Raw genomic sequence first — 17,813 nt, 5'->3', positions numbered from 1 at the left:
GAGGGCCCCTCGCCACTGGGTGTGTCTGGAATGATCTGACCGGCCGGACGATCCGCACGAGCAACCCCGTCGCGCCACCGTTGGTTCCGCAAAAACTCCGTCACCGGAGTCGAATTCCACAAGCAAGATATTCAACCCTAGGGATATCTGCCCCCAAGCCCCCGGCCCGCGTTCACATCCCCGCAACCGGCGGAACGCACCCCCCGCGCGCCCCGTTACCCCGGCAGACCCCACGATCCCCAAGATCACAGGAGCGCTCCCATGGATGACAGGCTTCCCCCCCGACCCCGGCCGCGCGGTGTCGCAGGACCCGGACACCCCCCATGACACCGATCCCGCGGGCGGCTGGGGCTCGCTCAAGGGCGTGGCCCGGGTGGCGGGCGAGACCGGCGTCTCGGCGGTGGCTGCCAGGATCCTCGGCTCGCTCAACAAGCCCGGCGGGGTCATGTGCTCCTCCTGCGCCTGGGCCAAGCCCGCCAAACCCAACACCTTCGAGTTCTGCGAGAACGGCGCCAAGGCGACGCTCTGGGAGCTCGACCGCAACCGCGCCGACGCCGCGTTCTTCGCCCGTCACAGCGTCACCGAACTGCGCGACTGGCACGACCATGACCTCGAGAAATCTGGACGCCTGACCGAGCCGCTGCGCTACGATCCCGGGCTCGACCGCTACGCGCCGGTGAGCTGGGACACGGCCTTCGCCGAGATCGGACGCGAGTTGCGCGGCATGTCCCCCGAGCGCGCCGTCTTCTACGCCTCCGGCCACGCCGGGCTCGAGGCCTCATACCTCTATGCGCTCTTCGCCCGGGCGATGGGCCACCAGAACCTTCCGCAAAGCTCGAACATGTGCCACGAGACCACCAGCGTGAACCTCGAGACCTTCATCGGCACGCCGGTCGGCACCTGCACGCTCGACGACTTCGAGACCTGCGACACGATCTTCTTCTTCGGCCAGAACACCGGCAGCAACAGCCCGCGCTTCCTGCACGTGCTGAAGGCCGCTGTGCAGCGGGGCTGCCGGATCGTGACCTTCAACCCCGTGCGCGAGCGCGGGCTCATCGAATTCGCCGATCCGCAGAGCCCCGGGCAGATGACCCTCGGCAAGCCGACGCGGATCTCCGAGAAATATTACCAGCTCCGCCCCGGCGGCGACATCGCGGTGATTGCCGGCCTGATGAAATGCGTGCTCGAGGCCGAGGACGCCGCCCCCGGCACCGTGCTCGATCACGCCTTCATCGCGGCCGAGACCACCGGCTTTGCCGAGACCGAGAAGACCGTCCGCGCCACCCTCTGGCCCGAGATCGAGCGGCATTCAGGGCTGACCGAGGCGATGATCCGCGAGGCGGCGGAAATCTACCTCTCGGCGGACAGGGCCATCGGCATCTACGGCATGGGCATGACGCAACATGTCAACGGCTGGCTCAACCTGGGGATGCTGTGCAACCTGCTCCTCATGCGCGGCAATATCGGCAAGCCCGGCGCCGGCATCTCGCCGGTCCGGGGCCATTCCAACGTGCAGGGGCAGCGCACCGTGGGCATCGGCGAGAAGTCCAAGCACATGCCGGCCGACAAGCTGCGCGCGCTCTTCGGTATCGAGCCCCCCTCCCGCGATGGCCTGAACGCCGTGCATGCCTGCGAGGGCATCCTCGATGGCCGCGTCGAGGCGCTGGTCTCGCTCGGCGGCAACCTCGTCCGCGCCCTGCCCGACCGCGTCCGTATGGAAGCGGCCTGGCCAAACCTGCGCCTCACCGTGCATGTGGCCACCAAGCTCAACCGCTCGCACCTCGTGCCCGGGCAGGTCAGCTACATCCTGCCCTGCCTCGGCCGCACCGACCGCGACCTTCAGGCGAGCGGCCCGCAGGCCGTGTCGATGGAGGACACCTTCTCGCATATCTACGGCTCGCTGGGCCGGGCCGAGCCGCCTTCGGAAGACGTGCGCTCTGAACTGGCCATCGTCGCCGGGATGGCCAAGGCCACCCTCCGCGAAAATCCCCGGCTCGACTGGGACGGCTGGACAGCGAATTACGACCGGGTCCGCGATCTCATCGCGCAGACCTTCCCCGACGACTTCGCCGACTTCAACACCCGCCTGATGCAGCCCGGCGGCTTCTACCGGGGAAATCCTGCCCGTGACCGGACCTGGAAAACCGAGAGCGGCAAGGCGCAGTTCACCGCCCCCACCACGCTTTCGGCGCTCGGCGAGGCGCCTGAGGGCGACGACGTGATGACGCTGATCACCCTGCGCTCGAACGATCAGTTCAACACCACGATCTACGGCTTCTCCGACCGGCTGCGCGGGCTGAGCGGCGGGCGCGAGATTGTCATGATAAACCGTCGCGAACTGGTCCGGCTCGGTCTTAGCGAGGGCCAGAAGGTCGCTCTGGAGACCGCCATCGCCGACGGCGTGACGCGCCGGGTCGAGGGCTTCGCGGTCACCCCCTACGATTTGCCCGACGGCTGCATTGCCGGCTACTATCCCGAGCTCAACCCGCTGGTGCCGCTCGGGTACCACGAGAAGAACTCGCAGACCCCCGCCTACAAGGGCACGCCGGTGAGGATCGTCGTATGAGCCTGCACCAGAGCCCCCGGGGCAGCCGCCCTGCCCTTCCGCCGCTGATCGAGGAAGCCCCCGTGGCGTTGACCTGCGACGGCAGCACGCTGGCGGTGATGATGGCGACCCCGAGCGATCTGGAGGATTTCGCGCTCGGCTTCGCGCTCACCGAAGGCATCCTGACTACGTCCGCCGACCTGCGCGAGCTCGAAATCCTCCGCCACGCCGAGGGCTTTGAGGCCCGCATGTGGCTCACCCCCGGGGCTTCGCGGCTGGTGCTGGGACGTCAGCGCGCGCTTGTCGGTCCGGTCGGTTGCGGCCTTTGCGGCATCGACAGCCTCGCCAAGGTGGCCCGGGACTTGCCTACGCTTTCGCCCGGACCGCGCTTCGATCCGGACGAACTTGCTGCGGCCCCCGACCTGCTGCGCGATCACCAACCCCGGCATGACCGCACCCGCGCCTGCCACGCCGCCGGCTTCCTGCTGCCCGGTCATGGCATCGTCATGGCGCGCGAGGATGTCGGTCGCCACAACGCCCTCGACAAGCTCGCCGGAGCCCTTCACCGCGCGGCGCTTGATCCGGCTCAGGGCGCGGTGGTCATCTCCTCGCGCGTCTCGACCGAGATGGTGCAGAAGACTGTCGCGCTCGGCTGCACCGCCCTTGTAGCCGCAAGCGCTGCCACCGACTACGCGGTGCGGATCGCAAGCTCGGCCCGTCTCACGCTGATCGCCCGCGGCATCGATCGCCGCCCGACTTGCCTTTGCGGCCCCGAAAGGCTGGGCTGATCGCTGTCTGCGGGCAATTCGCCGCCGGAAACACCGATTTCCCCCAAACAGACAGGTTTTACGCGCGCTTTGGGCCGCTCGGCCATGTCTGGGACAAGGCGTTTCGACGTAACCCATTGACGCTATTAGATATAAAGATGCAGTTTAGAGAAAAAATGGAGAAAAAACGCTAAGTTACTGTGATTTTCGTTGTTTTCACCGGTCCAACGGCTTTCACCTTCGGGAAGCTAGGATGATCGTCCGGATCACCCTCCATGGCTTCAGCAGGGCGAGAACCTCGCCCCAAGACCGGGCATGACACTCCTGCCCAATCGCCTCCGGTCTCCCCAAACGCAACACCCAAGGCCGTGCTGCACCAGATCAGTGCGCTCGGCGAAACCGCTCGTCGCAGCGTCTGATGCGGTACGCCGTTCACGGACCGAACCCGCAATCACGAAGGGCTGCAGAAGTTCACAGCTGTGAACCGTGGACTTCACGCAGTTCACAGCTGTGAACTTTCACGCCGCGCGCCGGTCAAGGGCGAGCACCATGCGGCTCGAGGAAAAACTGCCTTCGCGGGCCTTGCCGGTCAGGTGGCGGAGGTAGCCGCCGGGGTTTCGGATTTCCGAGAACCGCTGAAGCATGGCGCAGAGGGTGGCCGCGGCCTGCTCCGCGCCCATGACGGCCTTGGCATCGGTCCAGGCGGAGTCCGAGATTCCGGTCATCGGACGGATCTTGTCCGCGGCTCTGATCAGGCTGTGCCAGTCGTGGATCGGGTCCGGGGAGAAAACGGCGATCTCGGAGCAGGTGCCAAGGACGAGGCGCAGCGGTGGCGGCGGCGCTGCCGGCTTCTCGGCAGGCTGCGGTGCCTCGTCGTTGCAGGACGTGATATCAGCCATGGGCACAGCAGTGTCTTCAGCGCCCCGTTCAGAGTCTAAAGATTCTTTTAGTGACTTCTGTTGGTGCTGCTCATTGCGGTCAGCACTGCTGCTCATTTCGGGTGTTTCGATATCGAAGAGACGGGTCGCGCGGAGCACGGCCTCGCGCAGATTGCGCTCGATATTTTCGAGGGTTTCGAGATCGAGCTTGCGGCGCAGTTCCCGGGCGGTGAGGCGGGCGAGGTCGGAGAGCGCATCCCAGGGGCCGTCCGGGAACTCGATACGGCCAAGGTCGGCAAGGGCCGCCAGGTCGCGGCGCAGGAGGCTGGCGGTCTCGCGCAGGGCCTTGGTGCGGGCGTCAAGCTCCCGGGCTTCCTCGGCACGGCCGGCGATCTCGGCAGCGCGTTGGAGCAGGGGGCTCAGATCGAAGCCGAAGGCGATCTTCTCGCCGGCGACGCGGCGGGCGTAGCGCTTGCCGTTCGGGCTGTCGCGGCGGATCAGCAGGCCGGCATCGATCAGCCGGGCAAGATGGCGGCGCATGGTCGAATTGGGCATGCCGTTGGCGCGGGCGCAGATCGTCTCGTTCGACGGATGGACGACCAGAGACTGCGCTGCGTCGAGCTTTGCCTCGGGGTGGAAGCTCAGCAGCGCCTGCAGCAGGGTGATGTCCCGGTCGGAAAGCTCGAAGCTCTTGCGGGCGGCGGTGAGGTCGCGGAGGATCTGCCACTTGTCGATCGGGCAGGGGGCATCGGCGGCCTGCTGCCGTGCTCTCAGAGAGCCCAGGACAGCGTCAGCCGTTCGCCCAAAAGGCGTGATGGGGGTGTAACCCATATTTTTCATTCACGAAGACAAGAAATAGCCGTTCCGCAAATCGAATTCGACTTGCGGTCAGAGGCTCCAGACACTACCTTGAGGGTGCTAAGAACAAGTGAGGGTCTCGTAGAGCGTAAGCTTTGCGGGGCTCTTTCTTTGTCGGGCTCGTGCCTCCTATCTCTTTGTTATCGTTGACTGCTCAGTCTTCCGCGCGGCTTTTCCAGCGCGCGTGAAGCTCTTCGATGACGGCCTGCGCTTCCGACTCAATCCAGTCGGCGAAACGCGAGTCGACAAATTCCATGTTCAGCCCCTTGGCGGTGCGCTTGAGCGTACCGGCCTTGCGGCCATTCACCACCAACGCCTGACGCCGCGGCTTTTCCGCCGGTTTGGCGCGTGGCACGGCCGGACGGGCAGGGGAGGGGGCCAGATGGCCCATCACCACCTCGAAGGCGGCGACGGAGACATCCTCGGGCGGGGTCTCGCCGTTGACCACGGCGACCTGTGCGCGGGTGTGCACGTCATCGGCAAGCTGCGCCAGCTCGCGCTTGTCGGCGCCGGTTTCCTCGATCGCGCGGGCCATGGCCTCCCAGCGGGGGCGGCCGATGCCATGGGCGGCCCCGATGGCGGTGGCGAGCTCGGTGCCGATCAGCTCGGCCACGGACAGCGCCATGGAGATCGCCGACTTGCTGACGGTCAGCACCTCGGCGACCTGGCTCTGGTTGCCGAAGCCGGTGTCGACGAGCTCCTTGGCGAAGAGCGCCTTCTCGATGAAGGAAAGGTCGCGCCGGGCCATGTTCTCGGAGATCTGCGCGGTCACCGCGTCGCGCTCGTCGAGCGTGGCGACCAGCGCGCGGACCTTGGTGACCTTGTCGGAGCCGCGGATCGCCTCGAGCCGGCGGCCGCCGTAGACCAGCAGGTAGCGCCCCTCCTGCTCGGGGTTGCGACGCACGAGGATCGGCACGGTCTGGCCATTGGTCTCGATCGCGTCGCGCAGGTCGAGCACGTCGGCGGGGTCGAGCCGGTCACGGGTGCGCATGTCGTCGATCTGCGACGGGTCCAGCTCCCAGATCCGATGGCTGTCGACCGCGTCGCGGGCGGAGCGCAGCGCGCGGTTGGAGGCCATCATCGGCGCGCCCGCGCCGCCCTGTTTTCCAGCGGCGGCGAGGCTGTCGAGCATGGACATGCGTTTCTTGCGGGTGTCACTCATCGGTCAGATCCTCGATGTCCTGTCTGCCTGTTCCCTTCGTCGGCCCTCATCGGCCCCAGGTCTTCTGGATCAACGCGGCGATCTCGTCGTTCACCGCGTTGAGGCTCTCCAGCGCGCGGTCATAAGTGGCGCGGGTGAAGGCACTGCGGTCGACCTCGTAGAGCGTCTGCTTGGTGAGGCCTGCGTCGGAGATGGCGGTGGATTTCAGCATCGGTGCGTTCAGCACCTTCTCGGCGTACATGGTGCGCAGGAAGGCGACGATACGGTTCTGCGGTGCGTCGGTGGGCTCGTAGCGGGTGAGCAGGTAGCGCATCCAGTCGTGTTTCATGTTGGCGCCCGACTCGGCGATCACGTCCATGAGGTCGGCGGTCATCCGCAGGAACTGCGACATCGACATGACGTCGAGCATCTCGGGGTGGATGGTGACCAGCACGCCGGAGGCGGCCGAGAGCGCCGACATGGTCAGGAAGCCGAGCTGCGGCGGACAGTCGATGACCACCACGTCGTAGCGCTCGTCGACCTGCGAGAGCACGTCCTTGACGCGGAAGAAGAACAGTCCTGCGTTGCCTTGCGCCAAGGCGCGGGGGGGTCTCGTGCTCGAATTCCATCAGCTCGAGGTTGCCGGGGATCAGGTCGAGCCCGGGGATGTAGGTCGGGCGGATGACCTCGGTGATCGGCACCGGGTCATCGTAGCGGATCGCATCGTAGAGCGTGCCGCCCTCGGGCAGGTCGAACTCGGGCTGGACCCCGTGCAGCGCGGTGAGCGAGGCCTGCGGGTCGAGGTCGATCGCCAGCACCCGGTAGCCCAGAAGGGCAAGGCGCTGCGCGAGGTGGGCCGAGCTGGTGGTCTTGCCCGAGCCGCCCTTGAAGTTCATCACGCCGATGACCTGCAGGTGATCGAGATACTTGGTTTCGCTGCCCTCCGGCGCGAGGCGGCGCCCGGGCAGGTAGTCACCGGGCTTGCGGGCGGTCTTTTCGAGCAGGATGCGCAGATCGTGGATGTCATGCACCGAGTAGAGCCGGCGGTTGCCGGGGGTCAGCTCGGGGGAGGGGCCCTTTCCGTCGAGGTGCAGCTTGCGCAGGTACGAATCATTCACCCCGAGCAGCGCCGCGGCTTCGCCGGAGGTGAACTTGCGCATTTCCTTCGAAGCGTCGGGCGGAAAAAGGCTTTCTGCCTGCGCGTGAAGCTGCGCGGTCAGACGTTCCGAATGGTCGCGAATAACCGCGTTCAGATCTTCTTCTTCGGTGATATCCTGCATCTGCGCGGTATCCTGCTCACTGTCTTGCCAGGGACTTTGCCCTGTGTCCTGCCTCGTGCCGTGCCTTGTTCCGTTTGGCGTCTTGAGCGCCTTGTCGTGTTCACGGTTTTTGGCGTGTTCCGGCTCTTTTTTCGTGACTATTGCCGAAGGGACGCGAGTCGCGCAAGAAGTTTTCCACATTCATCAGTAGGATGGCGGCTTGTGTGCCCCAGGAAGGGTCGTGGCGCGGGGGCGATCATGCGCTTTTGGGGGGGCATCAGAGCCGGGTGATGAGCGTCAAGACCCCATTCCCCGGCCAGCGGGAAACGGGGCCTTGCTGCACTGGCATGGCCGGGAGGGGCGATTCCCTGCGGTGAGGGCGGATGAGGCTGCAGGGCGCGTGCAGCCTCCGGCACGCTAGTTGGCGCGGGCCCTCGTCACGTGGATCTCGCCGGCCTCGGCGTCGACGACCACGTGATCGCCGGTGCGGATGCTCTCGAAGATGTCGGCATCGAAATCGGTCATCGCCGGGACGCGGGTCACCACCGCTCCGAGGGCCATCTTGGTGGTTGTCCGGGTGAACAGCATGGCCGCCGGGGCGACGCCGTTGATCCGGGTCATGTGGAAGAAGGCCGACCAGCCCGAGGAGCCCTTGGCGCCGGGGAAGACCAGGATCTTGCCGGCGAAGCTCTGGCCGACCAGCTCGTGGCGGCGCTCGATGATCGAGCCGTCGCGTTCGTTGATCCCGCCCCAGCCCGAGATGGTCTGGGTGGTCACGAGGGCTTCGCCCTCGGCGCGGCCGCCGACCACGCGGCGGCCGCGGATCAGGGTGGGTGTGCTGAGCGTGGGCATCAGAAATCTCCGGTCCAGATGCCGGTCAGGCCGGCCTCGATGCAGGCGTCCAGGCTGCCGAACCAGCCCTGCACCTTGGCGATGGCGGGCAGGTAGTGCGCCTGCTTGGCGGAATCGGTGGCGATCACCCGCACGCCGGGGGGCAAGCGGCGCGAGATCGCCGGGCAGGTGTCGGACATGACCTTGCCGCCGGCGGCCTCGATCCGCGCCACGTAGCCCGAGCGCTCGGCCACCGTGCGGATGGCACGCGGCGTGTGCACCCAGAGCGCCACGTCCGGGTGCAGCCGCTTGCCGTCCAGCAGTGCGGCGATCCGGCCGACCTGCTCGATCGAGTTGTGCGGGCAGCCGAGCATGATGAAGTCCACCTTGCGGTCGGTCGCGCTCTGCAGCGTCTCGTACATCTGCTTGCGCGCCGCGGCATCGTAGACATGCTGCTCTTCCGCCCGGTTGGGGCCGAAGGCGTCCTCGGCGCTGCGCGCCTCGGGCGTGTGGCCGGGGATGTGATACATCTCGACCCCGCCGGAGGAAGCGGCGGCGGCGCCGAAGTGCTTCAGCGTCACCAGGTCGACCCCCGCCAGCGCCCCCTCGAGCACGGGGATGTTCTCTTCGACCCTTTCGCCGGTGAAATAGCCCAGAAGGCCCCAGTCGAGCATCGAGCGCACCGGCACGTCGACGCGGATATGGCGATTGCCATAGCGGTTCCGGGTCAGGTGGTAGCCCCAGTAGGGGATCCGCCCGGTCAGCGCGGCGGCACCGGTGCTTTCCTTGCCCTCGACGTTGGTGCGCCCGCCAAGCGCGCCGTTGCAATAGACCACCGCCGAGCTTTCCATCCACGCGCAATGCTCGCCGAAGGTCGGCACGTTGCCGACCTGGTAGGGGGTGCAGGTGGCCATGAGATTGACCCCGCGCTGGCCGACGAAGGCCTCGCTGGCACGCTGCATCTCGATCATCTGCGGGTCGGCCCCCTGCAGCGCCCAGTTTTGGTCGTCGATCCCGGTGATCAGCTGGCAGGTGCGCGCCGCCAAGCGGGGGATCTCGACCGTCCTGTCGCTGTCGAGGTTGAGCCGCGAGAAGACCTCGTCCATGCCCCGCTCCGCGATCTTGCGCACCGAGGGCGTGGAGGCGTTGAAGGCGCCGGCCACATTGTCGGTCTCCACCAGCCGCTCGGCTCCCAAGGCCTCGCCGTAGCGGATCAGCAGGTCCATGGCGGCGGCGACGGCCTCGCCTCCGCTGCCGTCCCGCATGGCCTTTTCTGTATCGGTCAGTTGCATATGTCCTCCCCTGGTCCGGCTCACGAGTTGATCGCGACCGAGGCCAGCTCCTTTTCGTCCCAGCGGTAGTGCTGGCGTTCGACGTTCTCGGAGACGCGGGCGCGCATCTCCTCCATGTCGATCTGATGGGTACTTCCGGTTCCCGCGAGGTCAAGCGCGTGGGCCGCGGCCATGCCCATGGCGATGCAGGGCCCCATGACGCGCACGCTGGAGAGCGCGGCGCTGTCGGCGTCGATGCAGCGCCCGGCGGCAATGACGTTGTGGCAGGCCTCGGGCACCAGGCTGCCGAGCGGGACATAGTGCACGTGGTCCTGATCGAAGACGATCCAGTGATGCCCGTCGTCATGGTCGTGCAGTTCGATCGGCCAGGCGGTGCGGCCGATGGCGTCGCCGAACTTGTGGCCGGAGCGGATCTCGTCGACCGTCAGGTGATGGCGGCCCTTTATCCAGCGGGTCTGGCGGATCCCCGGCAGGCCGAAGGAGCGGATGCGGGCCTTGCCGAAACACTCGGGGAATTCGGTTCGCAGGAAGTCGACCGCACGCATCGCCTGATCCTTGCCGTCCAGCGCCGCCGCCGAGGCGGCCACGGGTTCGAGCGGCGTTTCCACATGGGTCATATTCATTGCCGCGATGCCGCGGCCGGGGATGGTGAAGCCGAGCCCCTCGCGCCGCCGCAGCCCGTAGCGGTCGCCCACCTCCTTCATCCGCGCCCCGATCAGGTCGCGGGTCGGCTGGGCGGCCTCTTCGATGTTCTCCATCACCACCATCTGGGTGCCGAAGACCCCGTTGCGGTCGGGCTCGCGGCAGTCGAAGCCCGATTGCCAGACCAGCGCCGCGTCGCCAGAGGCATCGACCCAGCCGTCGGCATCCACGTCCAGCGCGCCATAGCGGGTGAGGAAATGGCCGCGGGTGACCCGGCCGCCCTCTACCTCGGTGCCATTCAGCATGGCGCCGAGCACCACGGTGATTCCGGCGGCGAGGATGCTTTCCTCGACCCAGCGACCAAGCGCGACCTCGTCGTAGTAGACGACGGTGGTGTTCGGCCCGTGGCGGTAGAAGATGCCCTTGTCCTGCGCTTCGAGGTAGCCGAGCAGATCGTCGGCGATGCCATGGGTGAATTGATAGCCATGGGTGCCGTTGGAGAAGAGCCCGCAGAAGGTGGCGATGATCGAGTTCACCGCCTGGCCGCCAAGCGCGGGCTGGCTGTCGAGCAGCACGACCTTTCGGCCCAACTTTGCGGCCTGCAGGGCCGCGGTGACGCCCGAGATCCCGGCGCCGACGACGCAGATGTCCGCCGTCAGCCGGTCGACCGGGCGCCCGGCCTCGCGCCGCACCACCCGGGTCGCGGTGTTGAATTGCTCGCTCATGGCGGATGCTCCTCGTTCACTTCGTTGGGGCGAAAGTTGCACCCGGTTGCACCCGGAAACAGAAGAAATTCACGCCTTTACCTTTCTCGAATTGCGAAAGATACTTGCTCGGGGAAGAGGAGCCAGATGGATACGATCGACAATATGCGCGCCTTCCTTGCGGTGGTGCGCGCAGGCAGTTTCTCGGCGGCGGCGCGCAATCTCGATACCGTGCCCTCGGTGATCTCGAAGAAGGTGAACCGGCTTGAAGACCAGGTCGGGGCGCCGCTCTTCATTCGCTCGACCCGCAAGCTGGAGCTGACCGAGACCGGCGCGCAGGTGCACCCGCGGTTCCTTGCCATCGTGGCGGAGGTCACCGATGCCTTTGCCGATCTGAGGGCCCATGGCTCGCCAGTGGCGGGCAGTCTGCGGATCAAGTGCCCGACGACCCTCTGCGTGCTGCATTTCGGGAGGATCGTCACCGAGTTCCAGGCGGCGCATCCGGGGGTGCGGATCGACCTCGTGCTGATGGACCGGTCGGTCAACCCGATGGAGGAGGGGTTCGACATCGCCATTGGCGCGATCCCCTCGTCCTATCCGAACGTCGAGGCGATCCCGCTCTGCCCCTATCCGCGCTCGACCGTGGCCTCGCCGGGGTATCTCGAGCGGGCAGGGGAGCTGACCCACCCGCAGCACCTGCTGAACCATGATTGCCTGACCTTCCACCCGATCGGTTCGAACTGGATCTTCGAGGGGGCGCAGGGGCCGGTGAGCGTCGAGATCAATTCGCATTTCTCGGTGAACGACAGCCAGGTGCTGGTCGAGGCGGCGCTGGCGGACCTTGGCGTGGCGGTGGTCGCGGATTACCTGGCGCGGCCGCATGTGGCGCGGGGCACGCTGTGCCGGGTGCTGGAGGAGTATGCCATTCCCGAGCTCTGGATCTCGGCCTGGGTGCCGGTGTCGCGGAGCAAGGACCGGCTTGTCATGGCCATGTGCGACTGGCTGCGGGAGGCCGTCCAGCCGGTGGCGCCCTGGGACAGGGGCACGGTGGAGGGCGGCGGGGCGGCGGATGCCTCCGCCGCCCCCTTGCTCACATCCCGTTAGGCAGGAAGAGCGAGATCTGCGGGAACACCACGAGCAGCACCATGATGATCACCTCGCAGAGCAGGAACCAGCCCACACCGCGGAAGATCCGGCCGAGGGCGATTTCGTCGCCGACCACCGATTTCACCACGTAGACGTTGAAGCCGACGGGCGGGGTGAGCAGGCCGATCTCGATGAATTTCACCACGATCACCCCGACCCAGATCGGATCGGCGCCGACCGCGTCGAACATCGGCTGCATCACCGGCAGCGACAGCAGCAGTACGCCCATCGGATCGAGGAACATCCCGAGGACCAGGTAAATGACCGAGGCGGCGAGGATCAGCATGTAGGGCGAGAGCTGCCAGCTCTCGATGGTGTGGCCAAGGAAGACCGGCAGCCCCGAGAGCGCCAGGAACTTGGTGAACATCACGGCACCATAGGCCACGAAGAGCAGCGAGGCCGTGGTGGTCACCGCCTCCATCACCGAGGTCCAGACCACCTGCCTTGTCAGGCGCCGCTGGAAGAGCGCGATCGCGCAGGCCAGCAGGGCGCCGCCGGCGCCGGCCTCGGTGGGGGTGAAGATGCCGCCGTAGAGCCCGCCGATGATCCCGAAGATCAGCACCAGCACCGGCCAGACCGGCAGCAGCGCCCGCCAGCGCGCCTGCCAGAGCGTGCCCTCTTCCGGGTCCACCCGGACGGCGGGGGCGATGGCCGGGTTCAGCTTTGCGCGCAGGATGATCATCGCCGTGTAGACCGCCGCCGTCAGGACGCCGGGCAGCACGCCCGCGACCAGCAGCTTGGTGATCGAGACCTCGGCGAAGACGCCGTAGATGACGAACATGATCGAGGGCGGGATCAGCGCGCCGAGCGTGCCCGCCGAGGCGACGACTCCGGCGGCAAGCCCCTTGTCGTAGCCGGCCCGGAGCATCTCGGGGATGCCGAGCCGGCCCATGGTCGCCGCGGTGGCGACCGACGAGCCCGAGGCGGCGGCAAAGCCCGCCGAGGCGAGGTTGGTGGCCACAGCCAGCCCGCCGGGCAGGCGCGAGGCCCAGAGCCGGGCGGCGCGGAAGAGTGCCACCGAGATGCCGGAGTTGTGCGCGATGGCGCCCATCAGGATGAACATGGGAATGGCCGAGAGGCTCCAGCTGGCGGCGACCTCGAACGGGGTCTGCTCCATCACGTTCATCGCCACGCGCCCGTTGCGCAGCAGCGTGAGGCCGGCCACCGCCGCGACGCCCAGGGCAACGCCGATGGGGATGCGGATCGCGATGAGCCCGAGCACCCCCAGAAGCCCGAGGGCGCCGATCAGGGGGCCGCTCATTCCATCACCTCCAGGCGCGCTTCGACGTCGGTTTCGGAGACGTCACCCGTGAGGGCGGCCCGGGCATCGCGCAGGGTGTGGATCAGCACGTAGATCGCCATGAAGAGGAAGCCCGCGGGCACGACCCAGCGCGAGGGCCAGATCTCGACGAAGCCGGTGGCGGATTCCCATGCCTCGCGGATGTGGGTCTTCTCGATGGCGATGCCGAGGAGCTTCCACACGAAGAGGCAGACATAGGCGAGGGTGACGACGCCGGCGAAGGCGTCGAGCGCCTTCACCTTGCGCTTGGACAGGTGCGAGGTGAAGAGCTCCACGATGATGTGTCCGCGTTGGCGGGAAATCCATGCGATCGGCAGGAACGCCAGGGCGACCATGTAATAGGCCGCGACGATCTCGGTCGTGCCGATGAGCGGGGCGTGGAAGAAGGTGCGCGCGACGACATCGGCACTGACATGCAGCATCATGATGATGACGAAGATGCAGGCCACGGCGGTCGTCGCTTGCGCAACCCGGTCGAGCTGTTTCATGGGTGATGCGCTTTCAGGTAAGGACCTGGCAGGGACGGGCCTGGCAGGCAGGGATCCGGAGTGGATCGCCGGGGGCCACGGCGGCCCCCGGCGACATGGGAACCGGGGGGGATCAGAGATCCTCGGGGTCGAGTTTCGAGAAGACCTCGCGGTTGAGCGCCTCGGTGAACTTGGCCACGTCCGTGCCCACCTCGTCGGAGATGGCGGCCCATTTCTCCAGAAGTTCGGTGTATTTGGCGAGGAGAGCCTCGACGTTGTCCACCCCGACCGAGGAGGCCATCTCGATGATCGCCGCTTCCTGCTCGTCGACCCGGCGCTGCATGATCTCGGCGAAGTCGGCACCGCCCTCGTGGAAGGTGACCCCCTCGTCGAGCGCCGCGGCGCGGACCTCGGCGTCGATGTCGATCTGGGCGGTGATCGTGCCCACGGCGACCAGTTCGGCGGCGTTGTCGATATGCGCCTTGCGCTGCTCGGGCGTGAGATCCTGCCAGACGTCGCGGTTCATGTACATCAGCAGCGGCGGACCGGCCATGCCGAGCGGGAATTCCACCACGGATTCGGTGATGTCCATGTAGCCGTAGTTGCGCAGCCAGGCGAGCGAGCCCATGACACAGTCGACCACGCCGCGCTCGAGCGCCGAGGTCGCCTCGGCCGGGCTCATCGCCACCGGGGTGGCGCCGGCCATCTTCATGATTTCGACGCCGCCGCCGGAGGCGCGCACCTTGGTTCCGCGCAGATCGGCCACTGTCGAGATGTCGGGCTTGCACATCAGCAGGTAGGGCGTGGTGTTGTAGGCGGCGAAGGCGACGGCGTCGTTGCGCTCGTACTCGGCCTTGCACTCGGGGCAGTTGAGCAGGATCAACTCGTTCATCGCGCCCGCGGTGCCGACCACGTCGTTGCCCGCGACGGTGCGGGTGAAGATCGCATTGGTCGCCGGCAGCTCGCGCGGGGTGTAGGGCGCCATGGTGGTGCCCGCGTCAATGAGGTTGCCCTTTACCGCGTCGACGGTGCCCGCGCCCGTGGCGAGCTGGCCGCCGGGCACCAGGGTCCATTCGATCTCGCCTCCGGTCGCCGCCTTCACCCGCTCGAAGAACAGCGGCAGCGTGATGGCATTGGTCGAGGCATTGGCCCCCATCCAGCTGCCGTAGATCAGTTCCTTGGCCTGGGACGGCATGGCCGCCAGGACCAGGCTTGCCGAGACGGCAACCCCGAAGATGGTCTGTTTCATGTAGTCCTCCCTAGGTGCAGAGGTTCCGAAGATCCCTGACAAGTCGTAGTCTAGAAGGTCAATTGATCGCGAAACTAGCGTGATTGCCGCACAGATGCCTTCGCGATTTGGAAAAGGTGGATCGCCCGGCCGTTGACGATGCGCGGGCCGGGCGCGGCGGGCTCAGGCGCGCGGCGGGATCAGGACCGCGCCGCGCGACAGCGGCTCGACCTCGCCCTCGTAGACCGAGAGCCAGCCGCGCTGGCCGGAGTGCCCGACCGGTGGCAGCGCGGCGCGGCGGCGATCCATCTCGGCGGCGTCCATATCCACGTCGACCCGGCGGGCCAGAACGTCGATGGTGATCAGATCGCCGTCGCGCAACAGGCCCAGCGGGCCGCCGCCATGTGCCTCGGGGGTGACCTCGCCGACCACGAGGCCCTTGTTGACCAGCCCCGAGAGCTGGCCGTCGGTGACGACCGCGACGTCTTCGCCGAGGCCCGCGCCCTCGATGGCGAAGACCACGCGCGAGGCCATGCCCATGCCCGGCCCGCCGCGCACACCGAGGCCGCGCAGCACCAGCACGTCGCCGGGTTTGACCTGTCCGGCCTTCAGACCGTCGATCGCGGCGTTGGGATTGTCGAAGCAGACGGCGGGGCCGGTCACCTTGAGTTTGCGGTCGTAGCGCAGGCCGAGCTTGATGATGCCGGTGTCCGGCGCGAGATTGCCACGCACGATCACGATGGCGGGCTTGTCCGAAAGCGGGGCCTCGGCGGTCTTGACCGTGTCGGTGGGCGGCTCCCACCCCGCGAGGGTCTCGCCGAGGGTTCGCCCGGCGACGGTCATCGCTTCGGTTCGGGTCAGCGCGCCGAGGTTCTTCAGCACCGCCCGCGCGCCGCCGCCGTCGTCGAAGTCCTCGATCGAGGACTCGCCGTTCGGCCGCACCGCGACCAGCACCGGGGCGCTGTCCATCAGCCGCTCGTACATGCCGTAGACGTCGATGTCGGTGTCCGCCTCGGTGGCCACCGCCTGCAGGTGCTTGATCGTGTTGATCGAACCGCTGACCGCGAAGACCGAGCGCACGGCGTTCTCGAAGGCCGCCTCGGTGAGGATCTGGCGCGGCCGAAGATCTTCCCAGACCATGTCGACGATGCGCTTGCCCGCCGCGGCGGCATTGTCCAGCATGCCGCCCCCCGAGGCACGCACCGGCGCGTGGCCGGGCAGGGTCATGCCGAGCGCCTCGCAGACCGTGTGCATCGAGTTCGCCGTGCCCATCCCGGAGCAGACGCCGGAGGAGGTGATGGCCTTCTCGCTCATCTGCTTCAGCCGCTCGAGGCTGATGGCCCCCATGGCGTGGTGCCCGGCGCCGAGGAAGACCTCTTCGATGTCGACATGTTCCGCGCCGATATGGCCGCTGCCCTGGTAGCCGCAGATGGCGAAGATCGTGGGAATGTCGAGCCGGGCGGCGGCCATCAGCTGGCCGGGGGCGGTCTTGTCGCAGGAGGCGAGGCAGACCATGCCGTCAAGCTGCGCGCCCTCGACCTGGACCTCGATGTCATTGGTGATGAGATCGCGCGAGGGCAGGATGTACTTGCCTGCGTTGCCCGCCGAATGGATGAAATCCGAAGGCGCCGCGGTGCGGACCTCGAAGGGCAGGCCGCCGGCCTCGCGGATCGCCTGCTTCACCACCGCGGCCACGTGGTCGAGATGGTTGAAGCAGATCGCCAGCTCGGACGAGGTGTTGATGACCGCGATCTTGGGCTTCTCCATGTCCTCGTCCGTCAGCCCCATGGCGCGCCACTGGGCCCGGCGGACGGCCCAGAAGGAACTCCCGATCTCGTAATTGCTGCGCAAATGGCGCCTGTTCCGCATGCCTGTCATGGGCCTGCCACTCCTCCTCCGAAACTTCCGTGGTGCATCTCCTCCGATGCGTCTTTTACTTGATGTATCCTTTAATGACATGTCAACATAAGGATGCATCGAAGGATGCAGGAGTGATCTGGTGAGGAGATTCGCGCTATAGGTGCAGGCGCGGAGTGATCGAGACGTGATGGCAATAGGACGGCAGATGGCTGAGACTGAAGAAACCGACGGCATCCCGCTGCTGTTCGATCACGGGGTGTCCTTTCGCATCACCGGGGTCGCCAACCGGCTGAACCGCTCGGCCTCGGTCTTCTATCGAGAGGCATTCGGGCTCGGGTTGCCGGAATGGCGGATGATGCTTGCGCTTGGCAAGACGCCCGAGCTGAAGGTGGGCGATGCGGCGCGGTCCGCGGATCTCGATGCGGCGCAGGCCAGCCGGGCGCTCAAGATGCTCCGGGCGCGCGAACTGGTGACCATGGAGCTGACCGCAAGCCGTGGCCGGGCGACCATTGTGCGCCTGACCGAGAGCGGGCGCAGCCTTCATGCCCGGCTGCTGCAGGCGGGCGACCGCCGGGCCGAGCGTATACGCGCGGGCTTCACCGCCAAGGAGTTGGAGCAGCTCTTCGAGCTTCTCGGGCGGGTGGGCATGAACGCCGAGGCATTGATCGAGCTGCAGCGCGAGACGGGCCAGGACCCTTAGGCGCAGGGGCTGTCGCCAGTAGCTGACGGCTGCCGTGAAAGTGATCGCGAGACGCAGGGGTGTTGAATGGCGGCCACAGAGGGTTGCCACGCGCCGCCTGTCGGAAGCGCCCCGCCCGCGGGGAGCGGGCGGGGACATGCGCCATGGATCAGCCGTGTGTTGCGGCCAGCGCCGCCTCGCGCTCCTCGCGGCTGC

Annotated in this window: 13 protein-coding genes and 1 pseudogene; 4 read left to right on the top strand and 10 right to left on the bottom strand. The window is 67.1% G+C overall.

The genetic code is table 11. The features are described 5' to 3' along the window. Nucleotides 1-265 precede the first annotated feature (265 nt). The gene (locus tag CLG85_RS00070; RefSeq protein ID WP_260348096.1) at nucleotides 266-2,566 is read left to right on the top strand and encodes an FdhF/YdeP family oxidoreductase; all 2,301 of its coding nucleotides are present in this window, start codon (nucleotides 266-268) and stop codon (nucleotides 2,564-2,566) included. Beyond that, nucleotides 2,563-3,333, top strand: coding sequence for a formate dehydrogenase accessory sulfurtransferase FdhD (fdhD, locus tag CLG85_RS00065; RefSeq protein WP_260348095.1), 771 nt, complete (start codon nucleotides 2,563-2,565; stop codon nucleotides 3,331-3,333). The genes CLG85_RS00070 and fdhD overlap by 4 nt, the downstream gene beginning before the upstream one ends. A 497-nt stretch (nucleotides 3,334-3,830) precedes the next feature. On the opposite strand, the gene repC is transcribed toward fdhD, so the two are convergent. The 6 genes and pseudogenes from repC to CLG85_RS00035 form a co-directional block, all read right to left on the bottom strand. Further along, entirely contained in the window at nucleotides 3,831-5,021 is a 1,191-nt protein-coding gene (gene repC / locus CLG85_RS00060; protein ID WP_260348091.1) for a plasmid replication protein RepC, read from the bottom strand. A 181-nt stretch (nucleotides 5,022-5,202) separates the two neighbouring features. Then, the gene (repB, locus tag CLG85_RS00055) at nucleotides 5,203-6,210 is read right to left on the bottom strand and encodes a plasmid partitioning protein RepB (protein WP_260348088.1); all 1,008 of its coding nucleotides are present in this window, start codon (nucleotides 6,208-6,210) and stop codon (nucleotides 5,203-5,205) included. A gap of 46 nt (nucleotides 6,211-6,256) precedes the next feature. Further along, nucleotides 6,257-7,469 (bottom strand): annotated as a pseudogene (repA, locus tag CLG85_RS00050) (plasmid partitioning protein RepA). A 396-nt stretch (nucleotides 7,470-7,865) separates the two neighbouring features. Beyond that, nucleotides 7,866-8,300 (bottom strand): aconitase X swivel domain-containing protein, encoded by a 435-nt coding sequence (locus tag CLG85_RS00045; protein WP_224849442.1) that lies wholly within the window; start codon nucleotides 8,298-8,300, stop codon nucleotides 7,866-7,868. Continuing rightward, nucleotides 8,300-9,571, bottom strand: a complete 1,272-nt coding sequence (locus CLG85_RS00040) for an aconitase X (RefSeq protein ID WP_260348082.1) — start codon at nucleotides 9,569-9,571, stop codon at nucleotides 8,300-8,302. Before CLG85_RS00040 ends, CLG85_RS00045 begins: the two co-directional genes overlap by 1 nt. A 20-nt stretch (nucleotides 9,572-9,591) precedes the next feature. Then, nucleotides 9,592-10,938 (bottom strand): FAD-dependent oxidoreductase, encoded by a 1,347-nt coding sequence (locus CLG85_RS00035; protein ID WP_224849434.1) that lies wholly within the window; start codon nucleotides 10,936-10,938, stop codon nucleotides 9,592-9,594. Between the two features lie 126 nt (nucleotides 10,939-11,064). Here CLG85_RS00035 and CLG85_RS00030 point away from each other — a divergent pair, with 126 nt between their 5' ends. Next, the gene (locus tag CLG85_RS00030; protein WP_224849432.1) at nucleotides 11,065-12,021 is read left to right on the top strand and encodes a LysR family transcriptional regulator; all 957 of its coding nucleotides are present in this window, start codon (nucleotides 11,065-11,067) and stop codon (nucleotides 12,019-12,021) included. Here the strand turns inward: CLG85_RS00030 and CLG85_RS00025 are convergent. The 4 genes from CLG85_RS00025 to ilvD form a co-directional block, all read right to left on the bottom strand. Further along, on the bottom strand, nucleotides 12,008-13,324 hold the full coding sequence (locus CLG85_RS00025) for a TRAP transporter large permease (protein ID WP_260348080.1): 1,317 nt from the start codon (nucleotides 13,322-13,324) through the stop codon (nucleotides 12,008-12,010). The genes CLG85_RS00030 and CLG85_RS00025 overlap by 14 nt on opposite strands. After that, the gene (locus tag CLG85_RS00020) at nucleotides 13,321-13,851 is read right to left on the bottom strand and encodes a TRAP transporter small permease subunit (RefSeq protein ID WP_095884020.1); all 531 of its coding nucleotides are present in this window, start codon (nucleotides 13,849-13,851) and stop codon (nucleotides 13,321-13,323) included. Before CLG85_RS00020 ends, CLG85_RS00025 begins: the two co-directional genes overlap by 4 nt. Nucleotides 13,852-13,963: 112 nt before the next feature. Beyond that, nucleotides 13,964-15,079, bottom strand: a complete 1,116-nt coding sequence (gene dctP, locus CLG85_RS00015; RefSeq protein ID WP_224849428.1) for a TRAP transporter substrate-binding protein DctP — start codon at nucleotides 15,077-15,079, stop codon at nucleotides 13,964-13,966. A 162-nt stretch (nucleotides 15,080-15,241) separates the two neighbouring features. Continuing rightward, on the bottom strand, nucleotides 15,242-16,936 hold the full coding sequence (ilvD, locus tag CLG85_RS00010) for a dihydroxy-acid dehydratase (protein WP_260348078.1): 1,695 nt from the start codon (nucleotides 16,934-16,936) through the stop codon (nucleotides 15,242-15,244). 187 nt (nucleotides 16,937-17,123) lie between these two features. On the opposite strand from ilvD, the gene CLG85_RS00005 reads away from it, so the two are divergent. Next, nucleotides 17,124-17,618 carry a MarR family winged helix-turn-helix transcriptional regulator gene (locus CLG85_RS00005; RefSeq protein ID WP_260348076.1) on the top strand — a complete coding sequence of 165 codons (495 nt, stop codon included), beginning with the start codon at nucleotides 17,124-17,126 and terminating at the stop codon, nucleotides 17,616-17,618. The last annotated feature ends 195 nt before the right edge of the window (nucleotides 17,619-17,813 follow it).

Origin of the sequence: Alloyangia mangrovi, assembly GCF_002300555.2 — a bacterium.
Classification (GTDB): Bacteria; Pseudomonadota; Alphaproteobacteria; order Rhodobacterales; family Rhodobacteraceae; genus Salipiger; species Salipiger mangrovi.
This window is presented reverse-complemented; position numbering and strand designations above follow the sequence as displayed.